At 44.9% G+C, this 25,403-nt stretch carries 24 protein-coding genes and 1 tRNA gene; 19 read left to right on the top strand and 6 right to left on the bottom strand.

Annotated features, from left to right (window positions below; all coding sequences use genetic code 11):
• Nucleotides 1-42: 42 nt before the first annotated feature.
• The gene (locus ACYVD4_RS06030) at nucleotides 43-513 is read left to right on the top strand and encodes an Lrp/AsnC family transcriptional regulator (protein WP_460943432.1); all 471 of its coding nucleotides are present in this window, start codon (nucleotides 43-45) and stop codon (nucleotides 511-513) included.
• A 74-nt stretch (nucleotides 514-587) separates the two neighbouring features.
• Here ACYVD4_RS06030 and ACYVD4_RS06025 read toward each other — a convergent pair whose 3' ends face one another.
• Nucleotides 588-767, bottom strand: coding sequence for an IS1 family transposase (locus ACYVD4_RS06025; RefSeq protein ID WP_460944757.1), 180 nt, complete (start codon nucleotides 765-767; stop codon nucleotides 588-590).
• Between the two features lie 204 nt (nucleotides 768-971).
• Here ACYVD4_RS06025 and ACYVD4_RS06020 point away from each other — a divergent pair, with 204 nt between their 5' ends.
• The 3 genes from ACYVD4_RS06020 to ACYVD4_RS06010 all read left to right on the top strand — a co-directional run bounded on the left by ACYVD4_RS06020 (nucleotide 972) and on the right by ACYVD4_RS06010 (nucleotide 6,033).
• Nucleotides 972-2,255: an MFS transporter gene (locus tag ACYVD4_RS06020; protein WP_460943430.1), complete on the top strand. Its 1,284-nt coding sequence runs from the start codon at nucleotides 972-974 to the stop codon at nucleotides 2,253-2,255.
• Nucleotides 2,256-2,542: 287 nt separating this feature from the next.
• On the top strand, nucleotides 2,543-4,951 hold the full coding sequence (locus ACYVD4_RS06015; RefSeq protein WP_460943428.1) for a TonB-dependent receptor: 2,409 nt from the start codon (nucleotides 2,543-2,545) through the stop codon (nucleotides 4,949-4,951).
• Between the two features lie 161 nt (nucleotides 4,952-5,112).
• Nucleotides 5,113-6,033, top strand: a complete 921-nt coding sequence (locus tag ACYVD4_RS06010; protein WP_460943426.1) for a sugar phosphate isomerase/epimerase family protein — start codon at nucleotides 5,113-5,115, stop codon at nucleotides 6,031-6,033.
• 132 nt (nucleotides 6,034-6,165) lie between these two features.
• On the opposite strand, the gene ACYVD4_RS06005 is transcribed toward ACYVD4_RS06010, so the two are convergent.
• Nucleotides 6,166-6,242 (bottom strand) — tRNA-Met (locus ACYVD4_RS06005).
• Between the two features lie 112 nt (nucleotides 6,243-6,354).
• Between ACYVD4_RS06005 and ACYVD4_RS06000 the strand changes: the two genes are divergently transcribed.
• From ACYVD4_RS06000 to ACYVD4_RS05980, 5 genes are all read left to right on the top strand, one after another.
• Nucleotides 6,355-6,747, top strand: coding sequence for an START-like domain-containing protein (locus ACYVD4_RS06000; RefSeq protein WP_460943424.1), 393 nt, complete (start codon nucleotides 6,355-6,357; stop codon nucleotides 6,745-6,747).
• A 100-nt stretch (nucleotides 6,748-6,847) separates the two neighbouring features.
• On the top strand, nucleotides 6,848-8,350 hold the full coding sequence (locus tag ACYVD4_RS05995) for an LptF/LptG family permease (protein ID WP_460943422.1): 1,503 nt from the start codon (nucleotides 6,848-6,850) through the stop codon (nucleotides 8,348-8,350).
• 113 nt (nucleotides 8,351-8,463) lie between these two features.
• Nucleotides 8,464-8,739 carry a 30S ribosomal protein S15 gene (gene rpsO / locus ACYVD4_RS05990; RefSeq protein ID WP_460943420.1) on the top strand — a complete coding sequence of 92 codons (276 nt, stop codon included), beginning with the start codon at nucleotides 8,464-8,466 and terminating at the stop codon, nucleotides 8,737-8,739.
• A 238-nt stretch (nucleotides 8,740-8,977) separates the two neighbouring features.
• Nucleotides 8,978-11,104: a polyribonucleotide nucleotidyltransferase gene (gene pnp, locus ACYVD4_RS05985; RefSeq protein ID WP_460943418.1), complete on the top strand. Its 2,127-nt coding sequence runs from the start codon at nucleotides 8,978-8,980 to the stop codon at nucleotides 11,102-11,104.
• A 75-nt stretch (nucleotides 11,105-11,179) separates the two neighbouring features.
• Entirely contained in the window at nucleotides 11,180-12,043 is an 864-nt protein-coding gene (locus ACYVD4_RS05980) for a sigma-70 family RNA polymerase sigma factor (RefSeq protein WP_009282104.1), read from the top strand.
• A gap of 131 nt (nucleotides 12,044-12,174) precedes the next feature.
• On the opposite strand, the gene lepB is transcribed toward ACYVD4_RS05980, so the two are convergent.
• A complete protein-coding gene (lepB, locus tag ACYVD4_RS05975) occupies nucleotides 12,175-13,335 on the bottom strand; it encodes a signal peptidase I (RefSeq protein WP_460943416.1) in 1,161 nt (386 codons plus the stop codon).
• Between the two features lie 144 nt (nucleotides 13,336-13,479).
• Nucleotides 13,480-14,325, bottom strand: a complete 846-nt coding sequence (gene pucL / locus ACYVD4_RS05970) for a factor-independent urate hydroxylase (protein ID WP_460943414.1) — start codon at nucleotides 14,323-14,325, stop codon at nucleotides 13,480-13,482.
• Between the two features lie 127 nt (nucleotides 14,326-14,452).
• On the opposite strand from pucL, the gene allB reads away from it, so the two are divergent.
• The 8 genes from allB to ACYVD4_RS05930 all read left to right on the top strand — a co-directional run bounded on the left by allB (nucleotide 14,453) and on the right by ACYVD4_RS05930 (nucleotide 21,060).
• A complete protein-coding gene (gene allB / locus ACYVD4_RS05965) occupies nucleotides 14,453-15,790 on the top strand; it encodes an allantoinase AllB (protein WP_460943412.1) in 1,338 nt (445 codons plus the stop codon).
• 1 nt (nucleotide 15,791) lies between these two features.
• A complete protein-coding gene (locus tag ACYVD4_RS05960) occupies nucleotides 15,792-17,036 on the top strand; it encodes an allantoate amidohydrolase (RefSeq protein ID WP_460943410.1) in 1,245 nt (414 codons plus the stop codon).
• A gap of 45 nt (nucleotides 17,037-17,081) precedes the next feature.
• Nucleotides 17,082-17,828 (top strand): (S)-ureidoglycine aminohydrolase, encoded by a 747-nt coding sequence (gene allE, locus ACYVD4_RS05955; protein ID WP_460943408.1) that lies wholly within the window; start codon nucleotides 17,082-17,084, stop codon nucleotides 17,826-17,828.
• Complete coding sequence (gene uraD, locus ACYVD4_RS05950) at nucleotides 17,825-18,331, top strand: 2-oxo-4-hydroxy-4-carboxy-5-ureidoimidazoline decarboxylase (protein ID WP_460943406.1); 507 nt, start codon at nucleotides 17,825-17,827, stop codon at nucleotides 18,329-18,331. Before allE ends, uraD begins: the two co-directional genes overlap by 4 nt.
• Entirely contained in the window at nucleotides 18,328-18,663 is a 336-nt protein-coding gene (gene uraH / locus ACYVD4_RS05945) for a hydroxyisourate hydrolase (protein WP_460943404.1), read from the top strand. The genes uraD and uraH overlap by 4 nt, the downstream gene beginning before the upstream one ends.
• A gap of 111 nt (nucleotides 18,664-18,774) precedes the next feature.
• Nucleotides 18,775-20,007, top strand: coding sequence for a M20 family metallo-hydrolase (locus ACYVD4_RS05940; RefSeq protein ID WP_460943402.1), 1,233 nt, complete (start codon nucleotides 18,775-18,777; stop codon nucleotides 20,005-20,007).
• Nucleotides 20,008-20,262: 255 nt separating this feature from the next.
• The gene (locus ACYVD4_RS05935; RefSeq protein WP_460943401.1) at nucleotides 20,263-20,526 is read left to right on the top strand and encodes a hypothetical protein; all 264 of its coding nucleotides are present in this window, start codon (nucleotides 20,263-20,265) and stop codon (nucleotides 20,524-20,526) included.
• 45 nt (nucleotides 20,527-20,571) lie between these two features.
• Nucleotides 20,572-21,060 (top strand): Hsp20/alpha crystallin family protein, encoded by a 489-nt coding sequence (locus ACYVD4_RS05930; protein ID WP_460943399.1) that lies wholly within the window; start codon nucleotides 20,572-20,574, stop codon nucleotides 21,058-21,060.
• Nucleotides 21,061-21,161: 101 nt separating this feature from the next.
• Here the strand turns inward: ACYVD4_RS05930 and ACYVD4_RS05925 are convergent, their stop codons facing one another.
• Complete coding sequence (locus ACYVD4_RS05925; protein ID WP_460943396.1) at nucleotides 21,162-21,629, bottom strand: CHRD domain-containing protein; 468 nt, start codon at nucleotides 21,627-21,629, stop codon at nucleotides 21,162-21,164.
• 253 nt (nucleotides 21,630-21,882) lie between these two features.
• Between ACYVD4_RS05925 and ACYVD4_RS05920 the strand changes: the two genes are divergently transcribed.
• Nucleotides 21,883-24,150 carry an aconitate hydratase gene (locus ACYVD4_RS05920; protein WP_460943394.1) on the top strand — a complete coding sequence of 756 codons (2,268 nt, stop codon included), beginning with the start codon at nucleotides 21,883-21,885 and terminating at the stop codon, nucleotides 24,148-24,150.
• A gap of 72 nt (nucleotides 24,151-24,222) precedes the next feature.
• Here ACYVD4_RS05920 and ACYVD4_RS05915 read toward each other — a convergent pair whose 3' ends face one another.
• Nucleotides 24,223-24,753, bottom strand: a complete 531-nt coding sequence (locus ACYVD4_RS05915) for a GNAT family N-acetyltransferase (protein ID WP_460943392.1) — start codon at nucleotides 24,751-24,753, stop codon at nucleotides 24,223-24,225.
• 223 nt (nucleotides 24,754-24,976) lie between these two features.
• Here ACYVD4_RS05915 and ACYVD4_RS05910 point away from each other — a divergent pair, with 223 nt between their 5' ends.
• Nucleotides 24,977-25,285, top strand: a complete 309-nt coding sequence (locus tag ACYVD4_RS05910) for a hypothetical protein (RefSeq protein WP_460943390.1) — start codon at nucleotides 24,977-24,979, stop codon at nucleotides 25,283-25,285.
• The last annotated feature ends 118 nt before the right edge of the window (nucleotides 25,286-25,403 follow it).

Below are 25,403 nucleotides of genomic sequence, written 5' to 3'. Positions count from 1 at the left end.
AATCAATATTTAGCAATATTTTTACGACTTGAGTTAGTTAATATGGAGAGAAATCACAGTACGCTCGACGATCTTGATTTTGCAATTTTGTCATGTCTGCAAAAAGACGGGCGCATGTCATTCACCGAAATCGCTGAGCAATTAAACGTATCAGTCGGCACGGCGAGAACCCGCCTGAACCGCCTTATTGATGAAGGCGTGATCAATATTGTAGGCCGTGTCGATCCTGACAAAGTAGGTTTTGGTGCGTATGCACACATCGCGGTTTATGTGCGTCCTGCTACGTTAAAGGAGCCAGTAGCACAGAAAATTGCCGTTCTACCAGAGGTCAGTTTTTTGGCTAGTACGTCGGGCGATTACGATCTGGAAGTTGACGTCATGTGTCAGAACAATAGCCATCTGGTGCAGTTTGTCAACGATATTTCAGGTATTGAAGGCGTTTACCAGACCAAAACCACCCTCTATTTTAAAGTCTACAAATACGCTCAGCCCGATTTGGGGTTATTGAAGTAATCCCTTATTCGGCATTATTATTTATAAGAGACTGTTTGATAGTAGCTAGTGTCTCCGAAAAGTTGGGAGCCAAATTACCGCAGGGGGTAGTGATCTAATTGAAAGGATGGATTCTTTGCCAAAATCTCAAAGTTGTAATGGCGTAAGAAAGATAAGGTGGTTTGGTAATAATTCTCTACACTTTTCGAGAAGGATAACGTTTTTCGCACTAACCAGCTGCAGCGTTGCTGCAAAGTGTTATTAGAACGTTCAATGATAGGCGTATCACCTGTACGCTGTAGCTTAGGAATTACTACGCCATGAGCATAAGATGATACAACCGTAGATGAACATTTACTACGTATTCAAGAAACACTGAATTTGCTTCCAACGAATCATTAAACAGTAGAGCTAAGGGAATGAATGCCTTATTAAGAAACTGAGTACGTACCATTTTTTTGAATCAGTATACAATCTGCATGAATACCCCTCTCGCAAAATCCCGTTGGTCTCGTTTACTGCCCATCGCGTTTATTACGTACAGTTTAGCCTATCTCGACCGGGCCAATTACGGATTTGGTGCTGCCAGTGGTCTGGCTGCTGATCTGCACATAACACCTGCCATGTCGTCGTTACTAGGCTCGTTGTTCTTTCTGGGTTACTTTTTCTTTCAGGTACCGGGAGCTATGTATGCGGAGAAACGTAGCGCCAAAAAACTCATTTTCTGGTCCTTAATTCTATGGGGGGGCTTAGCCACAGCAACGGGGATGGTCAGTAATATAAATGTGCTGATTGTGATTCGGTTTATGCTCGGCGTAGTAGAAAGTGCGGTGATGCCGTCGATGCTGCTGTTTTTAAGCCGATGGTTCACGAAGGCCGAACGTTCGCAGGCCAATACGTTCCTGATTCTTGGAAATCCGGCTACAATTCTATGGATGTCGGTGCTATCTGGATACCTGGTTCAATCGGTTGGCTGGCGCTGGATGTTCGTGATTGAAGGGTTACCTGCCGTTATCTGGGCTTTCTTCTGGTGGCGCCTGGTCGATGATAAACCTCAGGATGCCAACTGGTTGACCGATGCCGAAAAACAAGCATTGGCCGAGCAGCTCCAACAGGAACAGCAAGGTATAAAACCAGTAAAAAACTATGGTGAAGCTTTCAAATCGCGGGTAGTTATTTTGCTCAGTTTACAATACGCCCTTTGGAGTATCGGAGTTTATGGCTTTGTGATGTGGCTTCCCTCCATTCTGAATGCAGCCCCTAACATGAACATTGTAAAAACGGGCTGGCTATCGGCGGTTCCTTATGTATTGGCTATAATCGGTATGCTGGGAGCTTCCTATTTTTCAGATAAAACCCTCAATCGAAAAGCATTTGTCTGGCCATTTCTGATGATCGGGTCCATTGCTTTCTATGCCTCATATGCGGTCGGAACCGATCAGTTCTGGCTCTCGTTTGTGCTGCTTATTATAGCTGGTGGCGCTATGTATGCACCCTATGGACCATTTTTTGCAATTATTCCGGAAGTTCTACCTAAGAACGTAGCGGGGGGAGCAATGGCGCTGATCAATAGTTTTGGGGCACTGGGGTCTTTTGTTGGTTCTTATCTGGTAGGCTACTTAAACGGGACAACAGGCGGATTTGGTGCTTCCTATCTGTTTATGGCAGGCTCTCTCCTCTTATCGGCAATTATTACATTAGTTGCCGTTAAAAAACCTTCCGCCCAATACGTAGCATCGCCGGAAACATCCAACATTGAGTAACAGACAAAGATTTACTAAATTAAAACGACCAACATAGTAAATACTAAGTTGGTCGTTTTAATTTATGATTTTCCAGAATACAATAAATCTCACAATAGACTATTAATCAAAATCTTGCCTGTATAATAATCATCAATACAGCCGGATAACTACGTTACAAATAGATCATTCTAAATCATTCATGGGTTAGTTAATGCAACGTTTTTTAATAGTGTGTGTCATTACCCAGAACTTGAACTAATACAATTTTATAAAACAACAAATACACCCGCCTACTACACGTTCCCATGAAATCGTTATTACTTACCCTACTCGCGTTTGCAACGAGTATCGGATCTTTATTGGCTCAGCAAACGAAAATTTCAGGTCTGTTACTCGACTCAACGGCAAATAAACCCGTTGAATTCGCAACGGTTGCCCTCCTGAAAGATGGCAAAATAGTTGAAGGCGTAACCGCCGATGCTTCCGGAAAATTTACCTTCGCCAAAGCCGAAACCGGACTCTATACCGTTCAGGCTTCGTTTGTTGGTTACACGACTAAAACAATTGAAAAAGTTAGAGTGAAAACTGGTGAAGAGCATGAATTAGGTATCATCAAACTCGCTCAAACTGTTCAGAAACTGGCCGAAGTAACTGTGACGGAACAGAAAGCCCTGTTCGAGGAGAAATCGGACCGGATGGTCTATAATGCCGAGAAAGATATTAGCATTCGAGGGGGTGACGCAACTGACGTATTGAAAAAAATTCCATCGATAGCGGTCGATATTGAAGGCAACGTATCGCTACGTGGTAGCGGCAATATAAAAGTCCTGATCAATAATAAACCGTCTAGCATTGTTGCTCGTAGCATCTCCGACGCACTCAAGCAAATTCCAGCCGACATTATCAAGCAAGTTGAGGTCATTACGTCGCCATCAGCCAAATACGATGCCGAAGGCACTGCCGGAATTATCAACATCATTACCAAGAAAAATTCGTTACAGGGCACCAGCGGCTCTATCAGTCCCAATTTTGGCCAGTGGAATAATTGGCAAAACGCTAGTATAAACCACCGTATGAAAAGTATCGGCATTTCGGCCAACGGCGGCTATAGCGATTGGAAAAACAGACGGTATATGCAAATGCTCCGCTCGTTTACCAACGAAGGTGTCGTGACAAATCAGGATCAGACTCAGTGGACAACAGGCAATGGCAAGAATTTCTACGGTACGCTTAATGTCGATTGGGATATCGATTCATTGAACCGACTTGGCACTGGCCTTAATTACTACAACGGTGCTAACACGAATGGCTTCGATATCAATTTTCAGGAAAGCAGTAGAGGGGTTATAAATCAGTATTTCCGTCGTGACATGAGCCGGACCTACGATTGGGCCGGAGCCACCATAAATCTGGATTACACCCGCCTGTTTAAAAAACCGAAAAAGGAACTCACGTTTCTGATGTTGTATTCATTCGAAGGCGAAGACAGCGACTACTGGTCGAATCTGCTGAATCGTGAAAATACGACGTACTACCGCGAGAAGAGTTATAATATTAGCAACAACAAAGAGGGAACGATACAACTTGATTTTACTAATCCGCTGGATAGTGTAAGTACGCTTGAGATGGGAACGAAAACGATCTTCCGGCAAATTCTCAGCGATTATCGTATTGCCAATGCCGTTGATGGTTCAACTAACTTTACCGACCAGCCTGCTCTGGCCAACGTGTTCGATTATGCCCAGCAGGTAGCTTCGGCCTACGTAGTGTATAGCCGTACACCCAAAAACAGATGGGGAATAAATGTAGGCGCTCGTTATGAGCACACATTCATTCAGGCAAATTTCTTAAACGGTACCGCTCCCTTCAACAATACGTATGGCAACTTCATTCCTAATTTAAGCCTGTCGCGTAGCCTGAAAAAAGAACAACAAATCCGGTTAAGTTACTCGCAACGCATTCAGCGGCCTCAATTTTTTTACCTGAATCCCTATGTAAATCAGGCAGATTCAAAAAATCTGTACGGCGGCAATCCATACTTACAACCCGAATTAACACACTCTGTCGAAGCCAATTATAGTATTTCGATCAAGCAAACTAGTCTGAACGCTTCTTTCTTTTTACGCCAAACTAACAACGCGATTGAAAGCATCAGCACAGTGGATAATGAGGGCGTACTGAAACAGATTTTCCAGAACGTAGCACAGAACTCGGCCTACGGTGTCAACCTGAGTGCAAATACCAAACTTACCAAACAATGGTCAGTAAATGGGTCACTGAATCTATTCTACAACGTGCTGGAAAGTGCTGAGTTAAAGACACGTAATGCAGACTGGATGTATCGGCTCAACCTCAACTCGACTCTTGATTTTGGGAAAGGAATTAAGGCGCAGTTCTTTGGTTTTTATAATTCGGCCCGCGTCAATTTACAGGGAACCTACGGTGGTTTTGGCTTCTATAATATTGTCCTACAAAAAGAAGTCTTCAAGAAAAAAGGCACCATCGGATTTGGTTACGACAATCCGTTCAACGAAACCATCAACTGGCGTAACGATTTTGTCGGCCCTAATTTTGTACAGACACAGGATGTAGCGATGTATCGTCGGGGCTGGCGTCTGAATTTGAAATACGAATTTGGCAAAATGTCAGGCTCCCAACGTCAGAAAAAACGAATCAGCAACGACGACAAAAAATCAGGCGAAGGCAGCAACTAATTTCTGATATTCAGACGTAGCCATACGTAGTAAACCCAACGTAGCGACCCTGTTACGTTGGGTTTACTACGTATGGCTACGTTCAATCTGTAATCCAGAGCGAATAGTATTTTCACTACGTCACATCCTTACTACGGCAACTAAAAACCCTTAATCGTATTATGGATATACTCTCACCTACACGAAGGAATTTTCTAAAATCGGCACTAGCTGGTGGAGCTTTATGGCCATTGACCGAATCAGATTTAGCAGCGACTCTTATTCCGGTAAACGATTTACCCAGTCGTGTTCGGTTGAGTTGTAATCTGTATTCGTTCAACGAACCGTTGATGAGTGGGAAAATGACACTTGAACAGGTCATTACGTTCTGTGCTGAGCTTGGTTTCGATGCAGTTGACCCAACTGGTTATTATTTTCCCAATTACCCAGCATTACCGACAGATAACTACCTCTACGATATAAAACGGAAAACATTTCGGCTGGGGATCGACATTAGCGGTACCGGAGTACGTAACGATTTTACACTTCCCGATCCTCTTCGAAGAAAAGCTGAGGTTGAGTTGGTAAAAAAATGGACAGGTCTAGCAGCCCGACTCGGCGCCCCTGTAATTCGAATATTTGCTGGTACGGGCAAAGAGCTAACCGTGGGTTATAATCGGGCCGAAGTTACCAATTGGGTAGTCGAAGCTATTCAGGAATGTACCGAATTTGCTGCAACACAAGGCGTATTGATCGTTTTGCAGAATCACGCTGACTTCATTCAGACTGACGCACATGTTCTCGAAATTGTACATCGTGTACAATCAAACTGGCTGGCGGTCAACCTTGATATTGGCAGTTTCAAGATTGGCGACCCGTATGCACAGATTGCCAACGTAGCACCTTATGCAGCCACCTGGCAGATAAAAGAAAATTTGTTTGTAGACGGCAAGGAAGTGCCAACCGATTTGGCCAAAATTGTAAAAATTGTTCGTGAATCGGGTTATCGTGGCTATCTACCCATTGAAACGCTGGGCAAAGGCGATCCGAAAGAGAAAGTTGCCACTTTTTATAAGAAAGTTAAAACAGCTATAGCCGATTAACGGATCAATAAATCCATTTTGAGTAGAGTGCAATTTGGCAACTTGTGGGAGCTAATAATCAACCACTTGGCTACAAAAGGCAAAAACCCGCTGTTTAGAGTTAGCGGGTTCGTCAGTATCATAAAAGAAATTTGGTAGCGGGGAGCAGGATCGAACTGCCGACCTTAGGGTTATGAATCCTACGCTCTAACCATCTGAGCTACCCCGCCGAATTGATGCACAAAAGTAAGAAAAAATCGTCGGGAAGCAAAAAACAGCGTTGACTTTCGCAAAAAAAATCGTTTACCTTTGTTTTTAGCCCCCTTTTCAACAAGGACGTTTATGGAGAAATATAAATTCATTACCGAATACGAGCTTCGGGCCTCCCCCAAGATGCTGTTCCCGTACATTAGCACGGCTTCTGGCCTATCGCAATGGTTTGCCAGTAAGGTTAACGTAATGCCTGAACAGCGATTCGACTTCCAGTGGGATAACGAAAGCCATTTTGCCAAACAGGTTTCCTTACGTCAAAACAAAGGAGTTCGGTTTGAATTTTTAGATACGGCGGAGAATGGGGCCGACAATAATTATATTGATTTCCGAATTGATCAGAGCGAACTGACTCAATCAACTTTTCTACGTATTACCGATTACTCATCTACTACTGACGAAGAAGAACTTAAAGATCTTTGGGATGGCCTGATGGATAAATTAAAGGAAATTGTAGGTAGTTAAAAAAGGTTAATCAATAATGGAAAATGAACAATGTAGGATGTGATTGGTGTCTTACTAGTACGCCTTATCCATTTGTCGTTGTGCATTATACATTATTATAATGAAGAAAATAGACAAACTAATACTCGGCTCGTTTTGGGGGCCGTTTTTTTTAACATTAGCCGTCGTCATTTTTATTTTTCTGATGCGGCTCCTTATGTTTTATATAGACGACTTTGTTTCAAAAGATCTTGATTTTGCTACGTTCGTTCGTCTTCTCTTTTATTTTGCCCTCCTGACTATACCCACGGCTTTGCCGTTGGCCGTATTGCTTTCGTCGTTAATGACATTTGGCAATCTGGGCGAGTTTTTCGAACTCACGGCTATGAAAAGTGCAGGAATTTCGTTAACACGAGCCATGCGTCCACTGCTGGTTGTTGCGGTTGGCATCAGTATTTTTTCGTTCTGGTTCAACAATTCGGTGTCGCCCTGGGCAAATCTTAAGGGATACAGCCTCCTTTATGATATAAAAACAGCGAAAGCAACGCTCAATTTAAAGGAAGGTATTTTCTATAATGACCTTCCCGGATACAGCATAAAAGTCGACCAAAAAGTAAAGCCCCCAACCGAAAGTGCCAAAGGTGAACTGCTGAAAGGATTGGTCATTTATAAGCATCCGACGAGTGGCGTTACGTCGGGAAATCGGGAAATTATTCTGGCTGATTCGGGGCGTATGTATATGGATAAAGACCGTACTTATCTCGTTTTTCAGCTTTTCAATGGCAATGATTATCAGGAATACTCCGACAACAGCACAGTAAACTACGCCAATAACGGTTCTGCTAATGGGGCTCAGTTTGTTCGAAACGCCTTCAAAGATTACAGGCTGGTGATCAGTATGGAGTCGTTTGGTATTAAACGGACCGACGAAAATCAGTTCGAGTACCACGAATACATGAAAAACCTCAAGGAGCTGTCAACACTGACCGATTCGCTCCGAAAAGAATACGCAAAAACCAGTCAGAACGTAGCGAGTACATCCCGGCAGTATTATAATTACCAGTTTAAAGCAGATATAGCTGCTCAACAGAAAAAAATAACGGCAGGCAAATGGGTTGATTCTGTTCTCAAAAAACGTACCGTATCCGCGCCAGAATTAGCGCAGGCGGCTTTGAGTCAAGCCCAAAACATATTATCGTACGCTACGTCGAACGTTACATATTTAACCGAAAAAGAGAAAAGTGTCTGGCGCTATCAGTTAGAGAGCCATCATAAATTTACCCAATCCATCTCCATTTTTGTGATGTTTCTCATTGGAGCATCCATGGGCGCAATCATTAAGAAGGGGGGCTTTGGTTTACCTGTGCTCGTGTCTATCGTATTCTTTATTTTTCTCTACGTATTGACACTCATGGGCGATAAATATGCCAAGGATGGGCTTCTGTGGGTACCGCTGGGTGCATGGATGGCTAACATCGTTTTGTTCCCAATTGGCTTATTTCTGATGCAACGCGCCCGTCACGATTCGCGTTTGTTCGATAAGGATGTTTATGTGATCGCCTGGGAACGTATCAAACGGAAATGGGCTAATTACCGCAAGCCCTCACTCGTCATGCATCAATAATCTTGGAAATTATTACAGGAAGGTAAGTTTATTGATATAGCGAATATTTTTCTAGTGTTTTTTGCTACCTTTGCACCCAAATTCTTTTTTTTCAACAAAAAAGCTGTCTGAAGATGTATCTAACGTCCGAAAAAAAGCAAGAGATTTTCTCTACCTCGGGTCACGCTAAAAATGCAACTGACACCGGGTCGGCCGAATCCCAGATCGCGCTGTTTACCTACCGGATTAGTCACTTAACCGGTCACCTGAAAGTTCACAAGCACGATTATGGCACTCAATTAGGTCTTTTAAAATTAGTAGGTAAGCGTCGGCGTCTGCTGAATTACCTCCAGAAAAAAGACATTACGCGGTATCGGGCTATTCTGGCCGCACTCGGATTACGGAAGTAATCGGGCTTCATTGCAAAAAGGGAATCTGCTCATAGTAGATTCCCTCATTTTTGTTATTTGTAGGTAAATACCTATTCGTTTTTGATTTCTATCGTTCATGTATTGACAGCAACATCTGTTATGTTGAACGTCAGAACCAAAAGCTCGGTTTAAAATAATAATAGTACCGGGTTCATTCAAGGTTGAACGATACCCACGCGGTTTAAAGCTGAACGAAGACGTTTTCAAAATCTGCTGTATGTTTCAAATCACCACGCAAACTGTTGCGTTGCCCGATGGGCGGGAAATTACCATCGAAACTGGGAAAATGGCCCGGCAAGCCGATGGAGCGGTAGTTGTACGCTTGGGCGACACCATGCTGTTGGCCACTGTAGTATCGAGCAAAGACGCGAAAGAAGGCGTTGATTTCCTCCCTCTCTCTGTCGATTATCAAGAAAAATTCGCATCGGCTGGCCGTATTCCAGGCAGCTTCCAACGGCGCGAAGGCCGGCTTGGCGATCATGAAATCTTAATTAGCCGTCTGGTTGACCGGGCGCTACGTCCTATTTTTCCCGATGATTATCATGCTGATACGCAGGTAATCATTACGTTAATTTCGGCCGATCCAGAAGTTCAGCCCGATGCGCTGGCAGCGCTGGCGGCATCATCGGCGCTGGCAGTATCTGACATTCCGTTCAACGGCCCAATTTCGGAAGTACGTGTTGCCAAAATTGACGGACAGTATCTGATAAACCCAAAAACCACTGATCTTGAGCGCGCTACAATTGATTTGATCGTTGCAGCAACCGAAAAAGATATTTGCATGGTTGAAGGTGAAATGGATGAATGTTCTGAAGCTGAAGTTGTAGAAGCACTCAAAGCAGCTCACGAAGCTATTAAAGTGCAGTGTCAGGCTCAAAAAGAACTGGAAGCCAAAGTTGGCAAAACTGAAAAACGCCAATACAGCCACGAAACGCACGACGAAGCACTTCGCGAAGCGGTACGGGCTTATGCTTACAACAAAATATACGCCGTTGCACAAGGACAAAATCCAAGCAAAAAGGCTCGTGCACAAGGCTTCAAAGACGTTCGTGAAGAATACCTCGCTACGTTCCCTGAAGGTGCTGAAGTTAATACATCTTTAATTAAAACATACCTGCACGATCTGGAATGGGAAGCAGCCCGTCGGTTAGTGTTGGATGAACGTATCCGTTTAGATGGTCGTCAGTTAGATGAAATACGTCCTATTTCGACAGAAGCAGGACTTCTACCTGGCCCACATGGTTCATCGTTATTTACTCGTGGCGAAACGCAGTCATTGACAACAGTAACGCTTGGCACTAAAGTAGACGAACAAATTGTCGATCAGGCGATGTTTCAGGGGTACAGCAAGTTCCTGTTGCATTATAATTTCCCTGGTTTTTCAACGGGAGAAGTGAAACCTAACCGGGGTGCAGGTCGTCGCGAAATCGGGCATGGTAACTTGGCTCACCGTTCGCTGAAAAAAGTGTTGCCTCCTGAGGCTGATAATCCATACACAATTCGGGTGGTATCAGATATTCTGGAATCAAATGGTTCATCGTCGATGGCTACAGTTTGTGCCGGTACGATGGCGCTGATGGATGCCGGCATTAAAATCAAAGCTCCTGTAGCCGGTATTGCTATGGGACTTATCTCCGATGGCGAGAAATACGCTGTTCTGTCAGATATCCTCGGCGATGAAGATCACCTGGGCGATATGGATTTCAAAGTGACAGGTACCGAAAAAGGTATTGTTGCCTGTCAGATGGACCTCAAAGTAGATGGCCTGTCGTATGAAGTGCTGGCTCAGGCTCTGGAACAGGCCCGTGTTGGTCGGTTGCATATTCTGGGTGAGATGAAGAAAGGTATTGCCGACGTTCGTCCAGATCTGAAACCACATGCTCCCCGCGCCATCGTTATCAAAATCGAAACGAATCAGATTGGTGCCGTTATCGGGCCCGGCGGTAAAGTTGTGCAGGACATCCAGAAAGATTCGGGTGCTGTAGTCAACATCGACGAACGCGACAACGCAGGTTGGGTCAGCATCTTTGCGACCAACAAACAGAGTATGGATAAAGCCGTTTCACGTGTGAAAGGCATCGTGGCCGTTCCTGAAGTTGGCGAAACCTATGTCGGAAAAGTTAAGACGATTCAGCCTTTCGGAGCCTTTGTTGAGTTCATGCCAGGCAAAGATGGCTTATTGCATATTTCCGAGATTAAGTGGGAACGCCTAGAAAGCATGGATGGCGTCTTACAGGTAGGCGAAGAAGTATCAGTAAAACTGGTTGATGTTGATAAAAAGACCGGAAAGTATCGCCTATCCCGTAAAGTTTTGTTACCGAAGCCGGAGAACAAAAATGCTTAGGAATTTGTTACTTTTTTGCGTAATGGAACGTCTAAAACTTGCGTTAAATAGTCGCACCACCGGGAGAAACGTATTATGAGACAGCTAAAAATTTCAAAACAGATTACCAACCGTGAAAGTCAGTCGTTAGACAAGTACTTGCAGGAGATTGGTAAAGTGGACTTGCTTACTCCTGACGAAGAAGTAACGCTGGCCCAAAAAATCCGCGAAGGGGATCAATTATCACTGGAGCGGTTAACAAAGGCTAACCTTCGATTCGTGGTGTCGGTAGCCAAACAATATCAAAATCAGGGTCTCTCGCTGGGCGACTTAATTAACGAAGGAAACCTGGGTCTGATTAAAGCAGCTCAACGTTTCGACGAAACCCGTGGATTTAAGTTTATCTCGTATGCCGTTTGGTGGATTCGTCAGTCGATTCTTCAGGCATTGGCCGAACAATCCCGGATTGTCCGCCTGCCGTTGAACCGGGTTGGTTCGCTCAACAAGATTTCGAAAACGTTTTCCGACCTTGAGCAAAAGTTTGAGCGGGAACCTTCCCCAGAAGAACTGGCAGCCGTGCTGGAAATTTCAGCAGCCGAGGTTGTAGATACGTTGAAGATTTCAGGTCGCCACGTATCAATGGACGCACCGTTTGTACAGGGTGAAGAAAACAGCCTGCTCGACGTGCTCGAAAACGATGGCGAAGACAAACCTGATTCGGGCCTCATCAACGATTCGTTACGGAAAGAAGTGCAACGCGCTCTTTCGACCCTAACGCAGCGTGAAGCCGACGTTATTACGTTGTACTTCGGCCTGAATGGTGAACACGCAATGACTCTCGAAGAAATTGGTGAAAAATTCAATCTAACCCGTGAGCGGGTTCGGCAGATCAAAGAAAAAGCCATCCGTCGCCTACGTCATACATCACGCTCCAAAGCGTTGAAGACGTATCTGGGTTAATACGATACCTGTTTGTATGAAGAACGGCTCTTGCGAAAGTGAGAGTCGTTTTTTTATATCTATAGTCTTAGTCTCAGAGTGTATCTTTCTAGAAGCGAGCATTCAGGGAGATACACTGTGAGACTAAAACATTATTCGATGACCCGAAACAAGCGATTCCAGCGGATTTTGTGCCACATATCAGCAGGAACGGGATCTACCGACATCCAGACAAAAACGGCTTTGCCAACGATATGATCTTCAGGAACAAACCCCCAATACCGTGAGTCTTCTGAGTTGTGTCGATTATCGCCCATCATAAAATAATAGTCCTGTTTGAAGGTATAGGACGTAACGGGCTTGCCATTAATTTTAACCTCTTCGGCAGAAAGCGTTACGTTCTCATTTCCCTCGTACCGGCTAATAACAGGCCCATATAAAGCAATCGTCTTCTTATTTAGCGACACAATCATATCTTTTTTCGGAATCGTAACTGGTCCGAAATTATCCTGATTCCACGTATGGGCAGAACCCCCGTAAATACCAGGCGCCGTTAGTCCGGGTTGCTCAGTCATTGGCTCAATGCCTTTTACCCAATCGAATTCTTTAAATTTCGCAATAACCGACGAGGTCGTATTTACCCGATAGCCTACCAACGTATTGGTTTTAGTCGTCTCGTCATACGATTCGAGCGGCTGCCAGTTTATAAACGGCCCTTCTTCCGAAACAAAATCATTAACTATATCATACTTTCGAAAAAAACGCTCATCAAGAACTTCAGCAGTTTTCACAAAATAGGTTGTCTGAGCGCGAGCCGGTGTTGCCATTGCTTTCCCGTTGACATATACCTGCTCCTGACGAATCGCTACTACGTCGCCCGGAATACCAATGCAACGTTTAATAAAATTCGTTCGCAAATCGGTTGGATAATCAGGTTCTCCAACTTTCGGTGGCGGATAATTAAACACAACTACATCACCATTTTTTACCTTCGAAAAACCGGGCAGACGAAACGAAGGCAATTGAATGGCTGTACTGTACGAAGGGATATTGGTTCCCCAAATTTTCTGGTGTGTAAGCGGAACCTGTAATGGTGTTTTAGGTGTACGAGAGCCATAATGAAGCTTACTAACAAACAGATAATCGCCTACCATCAGATTATTTTCCATGGAAGGCGTTGGAATGGCGAATGCCTCGAAGGTCAGAAATCGGATTAACGTAGCAGCAATGACCGCAAATAGCAACGAATCGAGCCACTCCCGCAGTGGAGATTTTTTCGACGTAGTAACCGCCGTTTTTTTCGCTTTGAACATAAGAATAAGGAGCTAAGAAACCATAGTCACAAAATAGTGAGACTGGTTCGCACGTAGCACCTTATTTTACACAGACGGTTCTGAATCGGTTCGGGCAGATAACGATTCTAATCTATCAAACCTAATAACGTTACGTTCAGCCGCTTATTCTCTCGTTACGGTGCCTGTGATATAGCCGTATGGTTCGTCGGTTGCAATAAAAATCTCGTTCTTGTTATCCATCCCAAACTGTTCCAGATTGAATAGAATATGGTGTTTATTGGGTAATTTAAAATTGATTTCTTTTACGGATGGGAAAGCCTCTAACACCGCCGTCCCCATTGCCAGCAACGTCTGCTGAACCGAGAGGCTTTTGTGATTCGCAAACGTTTTCAGCAACGTATCGCATAGCTGCGAGTACAAATTTTCAAAATCAAGATCATGGCCCGTATACTGCCAATCTGCTTCACATTGGGTAGCCAAAATTCGGTCGGGCGTTTCTTTTAACGTAGTGTATTGATCTTTTATATAGCCTTCAAATCCAGAATCGGTTGTTTTCAGAATCATCAACTCCTTTATCCCAGACGTAACATGTACCTCCGTAGCTGTTTGTACGACCGACGTAGTGTGTTTACCTGAACCTCCACCTACGTAGGCATGGTGATGGGGTTTGCCGTCGAATGTCATTCGCGTCCAGGGGAGTTCGGTTATATCGATTTTCACCAGCGACACTTGTGGATTATGCTCCAGAAAATGACTAGCCAATTTTAAGGCAAAGCTTTCGATAGAACCGATAAAATACTCTTTAGCAAGCACATATACAGTATTTTTCTGCGTATCGGTGGGTAGAATTTTTGCATTATCGCCCAGCGTATGCGCTTTTTCAAAATCACCTTCCAGTGCTACGTTGACAGAAATCTGTCGGAACTCATGATAATCAGCATGGCGAATAACTTTCGACAGATTCACTGCATTTTTTCCGTAGGCATTCGTTTTCAGCGTGATTTTCATGGTCGATCTGGTTGTTTTCGGTCGTATTAAAAGCTAGTATAGCCATAAATTTTCTATTTTAGTCAAAAACACGTAGCAGTGACCACGCGAAATTGCTATATACCAAAACAACCAGAATTGAAACGTTATGCCAGAATTTGCCATCAAAGGAAATAGAATTCTGACACCCGAAGGCATTCGGAAGGCCGTAGTTCTGGTTACCAACGGGCTGATCACCGATATACGGGCAGAAATCCCAAACCAATATACGGCTGAAGTTATCGACATTCAGGATAACGTATTGATGCCCGGTATCATCGATCCGCATGTACATATCAACGAACCGGGCCGAACCGATTGGGAGGGGTTCGATACGGCAACCCAGGCCGCCATAGCAGGGGGCCTCACTACGTTGGTCGATATGCCCTTAAACTCTTCACCCGTCACTACGTCTGCCAAATCATTTGATGAAAAACTAGACGCTACTGCCGGAAAACTTCATACAAATTGTGGTTTTTGGGGCGGTCTCGTTCCCGGCAACACTAATGAAATTGAGCCACTGGTCGAAAAAGGCATATTAGGTTTCAAAGCGTTTTTAACCCATTCAGGAATCAACGATTTCCCGAACGTTACCGAAGTCGACCTCCGCAAAGCCATGCCAATTATTGCCCGACAGGGTTTACCCTTGCTCGTGCATTGTGAACTATCGACCGACGAAAACCTGGCAACTGGCAACCCTCGCTCCTACCAGAATTACCTTACTTCTCGACCCAAAGCCTGGGAAGACAATGCCATTACTATGATGATTCGGCTGTGCGAGGAATTCAGTTGCCCGACGCATATTGTCCACTTGTCATCTGCCAATTCACTGGAAATCATTGCAGTAGCAAAACAAAAAGGATTACCCCTAACGGTTGAAACTGCTCAGCATTATCTTTTTTTTAATGCCGAACAGATTCCGGATGGACAAACACAATTTAAATGCGCACCTCCCATTCGTGAACAGGCTAATAATGATCAGTTGTGGACGGCTCTTCGCGAAGGACTTATCGATTTTGTAGCTACCGATCACTCCCCCGCCCCACCCGATCTGAAACAAACCAAAAGCGGCAATTTTATGACAGCCTGGGGAGGTATTGCATCCCTACAACTCGCCTTGCCCATTCTCTGGACGGCAGCCCGAAATCGGGGTTGTGACGTAGTAGATATAGCACGTTGGCTTTGCGAAAAACCTGCGCATCTTGCCGGCCTATCGCACCGAAAAGGACGTATCGCCATTGGCTATGATGCCGATTTGATTGTCTGGAATCCAGACTCATCGTTCGTAGTTAAGGAAGCTGATTTATACCATCGCCACAAAATGACGCCGTATCTGAATACCGACTTATTCGGAAAAGTTGAGCAGACCTATTTGCACGGAAAACGTGTTTTTGCCGATGGACAATTGCTAAAACCAAACAGCGGTCAACTCATCAGACGAAATTAATATGGCGGATTTCAAACAACGTGCGGAAAACGTACTACGTAAAATCGATGAGCTGGCAACCGTAAGTGACGATACTATCTGCCTCACCCGCACATACGGCTCAAGAGCTTTTCTGCAAGGAAGTCAGTTGGTTCGGCAGTGGATGCAGGAAGTTGGCTTACAGACACGTATCGATTCGATTGGCAACGTTCGCGGACGATTGAACTGTCCGTTTCCGGAAGCCAAAACGTTCGTGCTGGCATCGCATATTGACACGGTCATTAATGCCGGAAAGTTCGATGGGCCGCTGGGAATTATTGTCGGTTTAGACCTGATTGCGCAACTCACTCAATCAGGTAAGTCGTTACCGTTTCATATTGAACTGATTGCCTTCAGCGACGAAGAAGGTGTTCGGTTTCACACTACGTATCTGGGTAGTAAAGTTATTGCCGGATCATTTGAGCAAACTTTACTCAGTCGGTGTGATACGTCGGGAAATGTGTTAGCCAATGTAATGACAAAGATGGGCTGCGTAGCAACAAATCTGGCTACTGATGCCATTCCGAAAGAAAACTGGCTGGGCTACCTTGAAATCCACATCGAGCAGGGCCCGGTTCTTTATGAACGTAACGTACCCATTGCCGTAGTATCAGGAATTGCGGGGCAGAAACGTATCGAAATTACGTTTGAAGGCGTTGCGGGTCATGCCGGAACCGTTCCAATGAACATGCGTCAGGATGCGTTGTGTGCCGCTTCCGAATTTATTCTGGCTGTAGAACAGTTAGCAACAAGTCAGCCTAATCTGGTAGCAACGGTGGGCAAACTGAACGTAGTAAATGCTGCCAGCAACGTAATACCGGGCGTCGTAAGCTGTAGTCTGGATGTACGTAGTAACGACAACGCACTATTGATCCATGCTTATCAGGCCTTACAGGATATTTGCGAATCTATCGGCTTTCAGCGTTCGGTACAAACAAACTGGAACCTGATTCAGGAAACGCACCCCGTTGCCTGTGATACGTCGCTATGTGAGTTACTGAGCCAATCGATTCTGGAATCAGGCTACGAACTTATCGAACTCGTGAGTGGTGCCGGGCATGATGCCGTTCCGATTTCGGCTGTAGCACCCGTATCCATGCTCTTTGTGCGATGCTTCGAAGGTATTAGCCACAACCCATTAGAAGCGGTTGATGTAAGCGATATTGCTGCTACGTTGCAGGTAGGCGATGACTTTATGAACCGTCTTATCGAACAAAACATGATCTGAACTGCCCGAAACCTGACTATCTGAAAATCAACAAATTAATTACTTATGGAAATTTCTGCACTTACCCGCTCGGTTGTTAAACGTACTCATGCCATTATCAGTCCCGATGGCTACATAAACAGTCGCGTACCCGGTTGGGATAACTGTACGGTCAATGTGATCATCAATGAGCAGATGGGCGCTCGATTGTGCCAAACACTCATTACGTTGCAGGAACAGAGTATGCTTACTGGAAAAACCCAGCAATCTCAGCTATTTCTATACCTTGTGCAAGGGCAATGCCACATAAAAGTCGGTGATGAAACTAATGTATTGACTGCTGGTCACTACGTCTATATTCCTGTCGAAAACGATTATGCGATTGAAAACGCACTATCCGGCACACAGTTACTAACATTCCAGAAAATATATGAAAAACTGGACGGTTATGACGTACCGCCCGTTATGTTCGGAGATGCCGCCAACGTAGCGGCACCAACCTATCTGGGCGATCCGGCGCTACGTCTGCAAGTGTTATTGCCCGATACGCTCTCGTTCGACATGGCCATTAATATCTTCACGTATGACCCCGGCGGCCACCTTCCTTTTGTAGAAACACACATTATGGAACATGGTCTGACATACTTGCAGGGGCAGGGTGTTTATATGCTCGATCAGGAATGGTACCCGATCAAAAAAGGCGATTCAATCTGGATGGCTCCTTATTGCCAGCAATGGTTTACGGCTATGGGCAAGGAACCAGCGGTTTACATTTATTACAAAAACGTCAATCGTTTTCCAACAACTGTATGACCCTTCCTGAGCTGAATGAATTGCCTTCGTTGCAACGGAAGGAAGCCCTTGCTACGTGTTGTGGAGCGTCGGCATGGGTGGCCGAAATGGATAAACTTTTCCCGGTCGAAAGTAAGGATACGTTGTTTGATCAGGCAGATGTTATTTGGTTTTCCTGTACTGAAAGCGACTGGAAAGAAGCGTTTGCTCATCATCCGAAAATTGGCGATATCGATTCGTTACGTGCCAAATTTGCCAGCACGAGCCACTGGACTTCCAGCGAACAGGCTGGCACAGCATCGGCATCTCAGGAAATACTGGAACAACTAGCCGAGGGCAATCGGAAATACGAAGAAAAATTTGGTTATATTTTCATCGTCTGCGCAATCGGTAAATCGGCCGAAGAAATGCTCAATCTGCTACGTTCCCGATTACCCAATCGCCCAGAAGATGAAATCCTGATTGCGGCTCAGGAACAGAATAAAATCACATTACTACGTCTTAAAAAACTTTTGACTACATGAGTGCAATTACAACCCATATTCTGAACACAACAATTGGCAAACCCGCTGAAGGTGTGAGTGTTGTGTTATATAAGCAGCAGCGGGAATGGCATGAAATCGGCCGGGGCATTACGAACGTCGATGGTCGAATTTCTGATTTGCTGGCTAAAAACACAGTTTTGTCATCTGGTACGTATAAAATCCGGTTTGAGACAGGTGCTTATTTTGCCCAACTAAACACCCATACATTTTACCCATTTGTCGAGATTACGTTTATGGTCACCACCGGCGAGCATTACCACGTTCCACTATTGCTCAACCCATTCGGCTATTCAACTTACCGAGGTTCTTGATCAGTAATGGATAATGTAAAATGAAAAGTGAACGATGATTTCTCATTGCACATTCTACATTATTCGCTTTGCATTACCATTGTCCATTTAACATTATTCATTCGCTAATTGATGAACATAAATCCATCCCGCCTTCAGCATTTTTTTGAGGTTTCGAGCAGTATCGGAAAAATCGGCGAAACGGGAATGTGTCGACCGGCGCATTCTTCGCTCGAAAAAGAAATGTTTATGCACGCCAAAAGCTGGATGGAAGCCGCTGGTCTTACGGTACGTATCGACAGCTTTGGGAATTTGATTGGACGACTTGCAGGCAAAAAACCCGACGCGCCGATTCTGATGACAGGCTCTCACCTTGATACACAACCATACGGCGGTCGTTTCGACGGCATTGCGGGTGTTTTGTGCGCTATTGAGGCCGTTTGCACCATTGCCGAAAAAGGAATCGTGCCCGAAACGAGTATCGACGTTATCGCTTTTGCCGATGAGGAAAGCTGGCGATTTAACAAAGGGCTTTTCGGCTCAAGAGGCCTCCTTGGAAAGCTGGAACCCGGCGAACTTCAACGCACTGATAAAGACGGAATAACCCGCGAACAGGCGCTACGTGATTTTGGCTGCGACATTACGAAATTTAAGGACGACGAATATGCACCGGGGAGTATCCGCTGTTTTCTGGAGTTACACATTGAACAGGGGCCGATACTGGACAAACTCAATAAGCCGATTGGCATTGTCAGCGGAATTGCCGGGCCACTTTTGCTGAGCCTTAGCCTGAAGGGAATGGCTGGCCATGCGGGTTCGGTGCCGATGCCGCTACGTAAGGATGCGTTGCTGGGAGCTGCTAAAGTGGCTGTTGTGGTCAATGAAATTGCGTCTCAGTTTAGCCCTGCCCCTACCGTCGGGACTGTCGGTACGTTCGATGTGTTTCCTTCGTCTCGAAATATTATACCCGAATCGGTACGTATGACGATGGAATTCAGGGACATCGATATGGCACGCAGAGCAACTTGCGAACATCAGCTTCAGGAAGCCATTATTACAATTAGTCAGGAACATGGGTTAACGTATGAACTAACGGTTGATACTGACATCAAATCGAGTTATTGCGCCGACTGGATAAAAGATACCATCCGTGATAGTTGTACTGAACTAGGACTAGATGCGCCAGAACTCGTAAGCGGGCCATTTCACGATGCATTGGTGATGTCGGAAGCTTGTGATTTCGGGATGATTTTTGTTCGCTGCAAAGATGGTATCAGCCACAACCCGCTCGAATATGCGTCTTATGAAGACCTGGCTTTAGGTAGCGAAGTTCTTTATCAAACAATTTTGAAAATTGTAGGCTGACCGAGGTCGAACATTCGCTAAAACTCACCTAAGTACAAATCGAAACTGCTCTTATTGGGCAGTTTTTTTTGGTTAAAGAGAAAAAATTTAAGAAAATAATATATTGATTATCAGCAATATAAAGTAATATTTATCTATTCTGTTTAAAATTCTCAAAAAAATTTTACGATTCGTTAAAGTAAACATGCTGGCTTCTCCGTCATCCTTATCAAAGTTCCTGATCAGGCTTTTGCAAACCTTTTAACGATAAACACAATGAACATTATTTGGCGAGTAGCTGGTATAGCACTGGCAGTCGGTTTAACTCTGTTTTTGATCACACTTATTCTGAAAGTACTCCTGATTGGGGCCGGTTTATTTTTGCTGGCTCGGGTAGTAGGCCCTCGCTTAATGGGTCGCTCGTTCGGTCCGCTTAGACAAGGTCATTGGCAATCGGCTACCATCATTGCCATCGATAATCCTTCGTACCATACGAGCGCAAATCAACCTCGTTTTGAGCGTGTTATCCCGATTGGGTAATCTCAGAAAGTTAACTTAGTCAACATCAGTAAACACAAAACAACCATGTACACGAAACAAGCATTCGAAACAGAAAATCATAAAGGAAATTGCGGTAATTGGGGTGGTTCAGGATTTGGTCCGGGTAAATTTGGAGGTCTATGGGGCCGTGGGCGGTTTGGCCGATTCTGGGGTGGTCAGAAATTTGGTCGGCATGGCTGGGGATTCCAGCAAGTACCTGTCAATATTGAAGAAACCGAAAATGAATATGTTATCTCGTTATTTGCTTCAGCGCTGATAAAAGAAAATGTTAAGCTGACGGTAAAAGATGACGTACTGAAAGTTTCTTACGAAGTTGCCGATACGTCTGAAAATCCAACGGGTACCTATACGTATCAGGAATATAGCCACCACTCATTTGAACGGTCTTTTCAGTTGAACAATAAAGTTCTTGTGGATACCATTGCCGCCACTTACGCTGATGGAGTGTTAAAAGTGACGTTACCCAAGAATCCAGATACTAACAAACCGGCTCAAACGATTACGGTTGCCTAATTCGTCAATCGTAATTTAGCCATAATGCACAAAGGCCAGAACGGAGTTTTCCGATTCTGGCCTTTTGGTTTACTCATGATCGTGATTCACCCAATCAAAGGTTACTGTCTTTTAATATCTCCCCGAATTTCTCCGTTTGGATACGTAGTAGTGTGGAGATTAACGTAGTAAAATCCGTTTTTCAGGCTATCAACCCGATTCTGATTAGCCAATTGGAACGTACCGACAATGGGTGATCCAAGGCTGGAGAACGGAATTTCAACACCACCTGTCAGAGCTGTAGCATTTGTTACCCGGTGAATATGGCCAGCCGTTAATGACGATGTAAATGGCCCTGTATATGCAACGGTATAACTCAGCGTACGGGTCGACTCATCAAGTATGCCCGTAAATGAGCCTGTGGCTGTTGACGTAGTAGCTGTTGGTTTTTCACTGGCCCCGTTTATGGTAGCTGTCAGACGAGTTGTCGTGTTCGTTACAGTTGGATTTCCGTCGTCTTTACACGAGAAAAACGTCAGTCCGAAGGCGAGTACAGCGGCTACGGATAAAAGGGCATTTCGATTGTTCATAAGAGTCAGTAGTTTGATAATATTCCAGTATTAACTAAAGATTAACCCTCAGGGTTTTCGATTATGTCCGATTCTAAGGTAGACTAATTCTATATTATGCTTTGCGAGGGGCAATTCACCGGGCAGGTGAGGGCAAATTGCCAAACGGAATCAGAAACTTCTAATTTTAAGCCACTAACCGGAATCCATTTTCAGTATTCATTGGTTATCTCTGTAGTAAGATACTTTTCAGTAACCGTTATCCTCATTTGCTATGGCCTTTGATTTAGACATGATTCAGCGTGTTTATGCCAATCTCGGCGAACGCGTCGAAGCAGCCCGGCAGGCAGTCGGCAAACCGCTGACTCTGTCGGAAAAGATTTTATATAGTCACCTTTTTGCCGGGAATCCTAAGCAGGCGTTCGTTCGGGGAAAAGATTATGTGGACTTTGCGCCTGACCGAGTAGCCATGCAGGACGCCACAGCACAAATGGCCTTGTTGCAATTTATGCAGGCTGGCCGACCTAAAGTAGCCGTTCCATCGACTGTACACTGCGACCACCTGATTCAGGCAGAAGTGGGTGCCGAAAAAGATCTGGATGTTGCGAAAAGCAAAAACAAAGAGGTGTATGATTTCCTGTCGTCGATTTCGAACAAATACGGAATTGGCTTCTGGAAACCCGGTGCCGGTATCATTCACCAGGTTGTCCTTGAAAACTACGCGTTTCCGGGTGGTATGATGATCGGAACCGATTCGCACACACCTAACGCAGGTGGTCTGGGAATGATTGCTATCGGTGTAGGTGGCGCTGATGCCTGCGACGTAATGGCAGGTCTTGCCTGGGAATTGAAAATGCCGAAACTTATCGGTGTAAAATTAACTGGTAAACTAAGCGGTTGGGCTTCAGCTAAAGACGTAATACTACGTGTGGCGGGTATCCTGACTGTAAAAGGCGGTACGGGCTGCATTGTTGAATATTTTGGCGATGGCGCAGAAAGCCTTTCGGCAACGGGTAAAGGTACGATCTGCAACATGGGAGCTGAAATCGGGGCTACTACGTCGATTTTTGCTTACGATGAGAAGATGGGCAACTATCTTAAAGCAACCAGCCGGGCCGATATTGCCGATGCAGCCGATGCAGTAAAACAACATCTGCGTTCGGATGATGAAGTTTACGCTGACCCCGCTACGTATTACGATCAACTGATCGAAATCGATCTGGATACGCTCGAACCACACATAAACGGCCCATTCACACCAGATCTGGCGTGGCCCTTGTCGAACTTTGCTAAAGCAGTGAAAGAAAACAACTGGCCTGCTAAACTGGAAGTAGGTCTGATCGGTTCGTGTACCAACTCGAGCTACGAAGACATGACCCGTTCGGCGTCGGTGGCGGCTCAGGCAACAGCCAAGAATCTGAAAACCAAAGCTGAATTTACCGTAACGCCCGGTTCGGAACTGGTTCGATTTACGGCTGAACGCGATGGTCTGCTCGATACGTTTGAAGAAATTGGTGGCGTTGTTCTGGCTAATGCCTGCGGTCCCTGCATTGGTCAGTGGGCGCGGCACATGGACGATCCAACCCGCAAAAACTCAATCATTACGTCGTTCAACCGAAACTTTGCGAAACGGAACGATGGTAACGCCAGCACTCACGCGTTTGTGGCCTCGCCCGAAATCGTAACGGCTCTCGCCATTGCGGGTGATCTGACGTTCAACCCAATGACCGATACGTTGACCAACGAAAACGGTGAGCAGGTGAAACTCGATGAGCCAGCAGGTATTGAACAACCTATAAAAGGCTACGCAGTTGACGACGCTGGCTATCAGGCTCCTGCCGAAGATGGTTCAGGTGTTGAGGTAATTGTTAGCCCAACGTCTGACCGTCTGCAATTGCTCGCTCCATTTAAGCCTTGGGAAGGTACCGATTTGAAAGGGCTGAAACTGTTGATCAAAGCGAAAGGCAAATGCACGACCGACCATATTTCGATGGCTGGCCCTTGGTTGAAATACCGGGGACATCTCGACAATATTTCGAACAATATGCTGATTGGTGCGCTCAACTTCTACAACGAGAAGACCAACACGGTTAAAAATCAGCTAACCGACGAATATGGTGAAGTACCGGCGGTACAACGTGATTATAAAGCCAACGGTATCGGTTCGATTGTTGTAGGCGATGAAAACTACGGCGAAGGTTCTTCTCGCGAACATGCAGCTATGGAGCCTCGCTTCCTTGGCGTGCGGGCTATTCTGGTACGTTCGTTTGCCCGGATACACGAAACCAACCTAAAAAAACAGGGTATGCTGGCGTTAACGTTTGCTAATCCTGCCGATTACGACAAGATTCAGGAAGACGATGTAATCGACATCAATGGACTGACTGAATTTGCACCCGGTCGTCAGTTGGAAATCGTTCTGCACCACGCCGACGGCACAACCGATACGTTCCCCGTTAATCATACCTACAACGAAGGTCAGATTGAATGGTTCAAGGCCGGTGCCGCGTTGAACATTATTCGGATGAAGCAAAACGCGTAAACTATAATCTGACCATCGACTTAGGGTGGTCTGATACGTAAAAACCCGGCAAGCTGCTAGTTTGCCGGGTTTTTACATGTAAAATCGTTCGTAAACGCGCTCCTTTATTAGTTGACTCAATTGTTTGAACGTATGAATCGATTCAATGGCCGGTATCGACATCAGTCGCATAGGTATGGCTTTTCCATGGGGCCCATAAGATGGCTGAACATAATCGAACGGATTCAATACAAAACCTTGTCGCTCATAGAAACGGATTCGGCGCTGTTGGGTCTCGTTTTCTGGTCGTTCTACTTCCAGTACGCAATAGCGGCAATCGAGTTGCTTCAGTTCGAGAACGGCCTGCTGGCCATATTGCTTTCCGCGCTGGTCAGGAGCTACGGCAAAATGCTCTACAAAAACAATATCGTCCCATTCCCAGTAAATTATAAAACCCACCAATTCGTTTTGCTCCAGCAACGCGCAGAGGTGCATATCCTCATAGCCTAAAAGTTCCTGTAAATCATCAGGTTGCCGTCGTTCTTCGGGCGGGAATGACAATTCATACCAGATTTTTATTGTTTCTAGATAATGATGTGGCTGAGAGATTCTGAAAAAAATCATAAAAAAGTAAGTATCTTTAATGAAAATTTAATCCATCTCAGATGAAATTATCTTTATTCAAGTTTTATAACTATCTGATTGGGAATTAGTTGAGTTTCTATTGGTTTCGGATTACATTTGGTTTCTGATCGATATGAATGTGCGGCAATACAAATTTGGGATATTTCGGTTCATGTGCTTTTTAATGGCTCTATCGGCCCTTAATTTAAGCACTGACATACAGATGCCCATGTCCCTTTTTGGAAATACCGCTACTTTCACAAGCAACTTCGCTGATTCCGAGAATTTAAGTAAGTTTATTCTGGGTAGCTGGCTGGCCTTTTCCGATACATTACCGGAACCGGGAATTCCATCTAACGACACAGAAGTTGTTGAATCAGAAGCCGACTACGATTTCATTCACCTATTCAATTTTGATGTTTTGCTGTCCTCCGTTCAGTTTCTGACAACAGACAACATCCTATTCAGGCAAGAGCCTTTTTTGGTATACATACCCGAAATCAGTGCTCCGCCCCCACAACCTATAGCCTAAACTAAACCACCAGCAATACGTTGGTATAGTTACGTTTACCCTATTGGTTGCCTGAAAGACAGGCAATTGTAAAGATATTTATTTCTAAAAACACACTTTACCTGAAGCACTGCCCTGT

It is taken from the genome of Spirosoma daeguense, from assembly GCF_054776875.1.
Note: the sequence above shows the minus strand (reverse complement) of the source record. Positions and strands in the feature narration are given on the sequence as shown.

What these genes read in the sequence shown, in the direction of transcription:
- allE (WP_460943408.1), top strand. Translation starts at nt 17,082, where the DNA reads ATGGAAATTTCTGCACTTACCCGCTCGGTTGTTAAACGTACTCATGCC.
- uraH (WP_460943404.1), top strand. Translation starts at nt 18,328, where the DNA reads ATGAGTGCAATTACAACCCATATTCTGAACACAACAATTGGCAAACCC.
- ACYVD4_RS06030 (WP_460943432.1), top strand. Translation starts at nt 43, where the DNA reads ATGGAGAGAAATCACAGTACGCTCGACGATCTTGATTTTGCAATTTTG.
- ACYVD4_RS05920 (WP_460943394.1), top strand. Translation starts at nt 21,883, where the DNA reads ATGGCCTTTGATTTAGACATGATTCAGCGTGTTTATGCCAATCTCGGC.
- pnp (WP_460943418.1), top strand. Translation starts at nt 8,978, where the DNA reads ATGTTTCAAATCACCACGCAAACTGTTGCGTTGCCCGATGGGCGGGAA.
- ACYVD4_RS05935 (WP_460943401.1), top strand. Translation starts at nt 20,263, where the DNA reads ATGAACATTATTTGGCGAGTAGCTGGTATAGCACTGGCAGTCGGTTTA.
- uraD (WP_460943406.1), top strand. Translation starts at nt 17,825, where the DNA reads ATGACCCTTCCTGAGCTGAATGAATTGCCTTCGTTGCAACGGAAGGAA.
- lepB (WP_460943416.1), bottom strand. Translation starts at nt 13,335, where the DNA reads ATGTTCAAAGCGAAAAAAACGGCGGTTACTACGTCGAAAAAATCTCCA.
- ACYVD4_RS05960 (WP_460943410.1), top strand. Translation starts at nt 15,792, where the DNA reads ATGGCGGATTTCAAACAACGTGCGGAAAACGTACTACGTAAAATCGAT.
- ACYVD4_RS06000 (WP_460943424.1), top strand. Translation starts at nt 6,355, where the DNA reads ATGGAGAAATATAAATTCATTACCGAATACGAGCTTCGGGCCTCCCCC.
- rpsO (WP_460943420.1), top strand. Translation starts at nt 8,464, where the DNA reads ATGTATCTAACGTCCGAAAAAAAGCAAGAGATTTTCTCTACCTCGGGT.
- ACYVD4_RS06010 (WP_460943426.1), top strand. Translation starts at nt 5,113, where the DNA reads ATGGATATACTCTCACCTACACGAAGGAATTTTCTAAAATCGGCACTA.
- ACYVD4_RS05910 (WP_460943390.1), top strand. Translation starts at nt 24,977, where the DNA reads ATGCCCATGTCCCTTTTTGGAAATACCGCTACTTTCACAAGCAACTTC.
- ACYVD4_RS05995 (WP_460943422.1), top strand. Translation starts at nt 6,848, where the DNA reads ATGAAGAAAATAGACAAACTAATACTCGGCTCGTTTTGGGGGCCGTTT.
- ACYVD4_RS05930 (WP_460943399.1), top strand. Translation starts at nt 20,572, where the DNA reads ATGTACACGAAACAAGCATTCGAAACAGAAAATCATAAAGGAAATTGC.
- ACYVD4_RS06015 (WP_460943428.1), top strand. Translation starts at nt 2,543, where the DNA reads ATGAAATCGTTATTACTTACCCTACTCGCGTTTGCAACGAGTATCGGA.
- allB (WP_460943412.1), top strand. Translation starts at nt 14,453, where the DNA reads ATGCCAGAATTTGCCATCAAAGGAAATAGAATTCTGACACCCGAAGGC.
- ACYVD4_RS05980 (WP_009282104.1), top strand. Translation starts at nt 11,180, where the DNA reads ATGAGACAGCTAAAAATTTCAAAACAGATTACCAACCGTGAAAGTCAG.
- ACYVD4_RS05925 (WP_460943396.1), bottom strand. Translation starts at nt 21,629, where the DNA reads ATGAACAATCGAAATGCCCTTTTATCCGTAGCCGCTGTACTCGCCTTC.
- ACYVD4_RS05940 (WP_460943402.1), top strand. Translation starts at nt 18,775, where the DNA reads ATGAACATAAATCCATCCCGCCTTCAGCATTTTTTTGAGGTTTCGAGC.
- pucL (WP_460943414.1), bottom strand. Translation starts at nt 14,325, where the DNA reads ATGAAAATCACGCTGAAAACGAATGCCTACGGAAAAAATGCAGTGAAT.
- ACYVD4_RS05915 (WP_460943392.1), bottom strand. Translation starts at nt 24,753, where the DNA reads ATGATTTTTTTCAGAATCTCTCAGCCACATCATTATCTAGAAACAATA.
- ACYVD4_RS06020 (WP_460943430.1), top strand. Translation starts at nt 972, where the DNA reads ATGAATACCCCTCTCGCAAAATCCCGTTGGTCTCGTTTACTGCCCATC.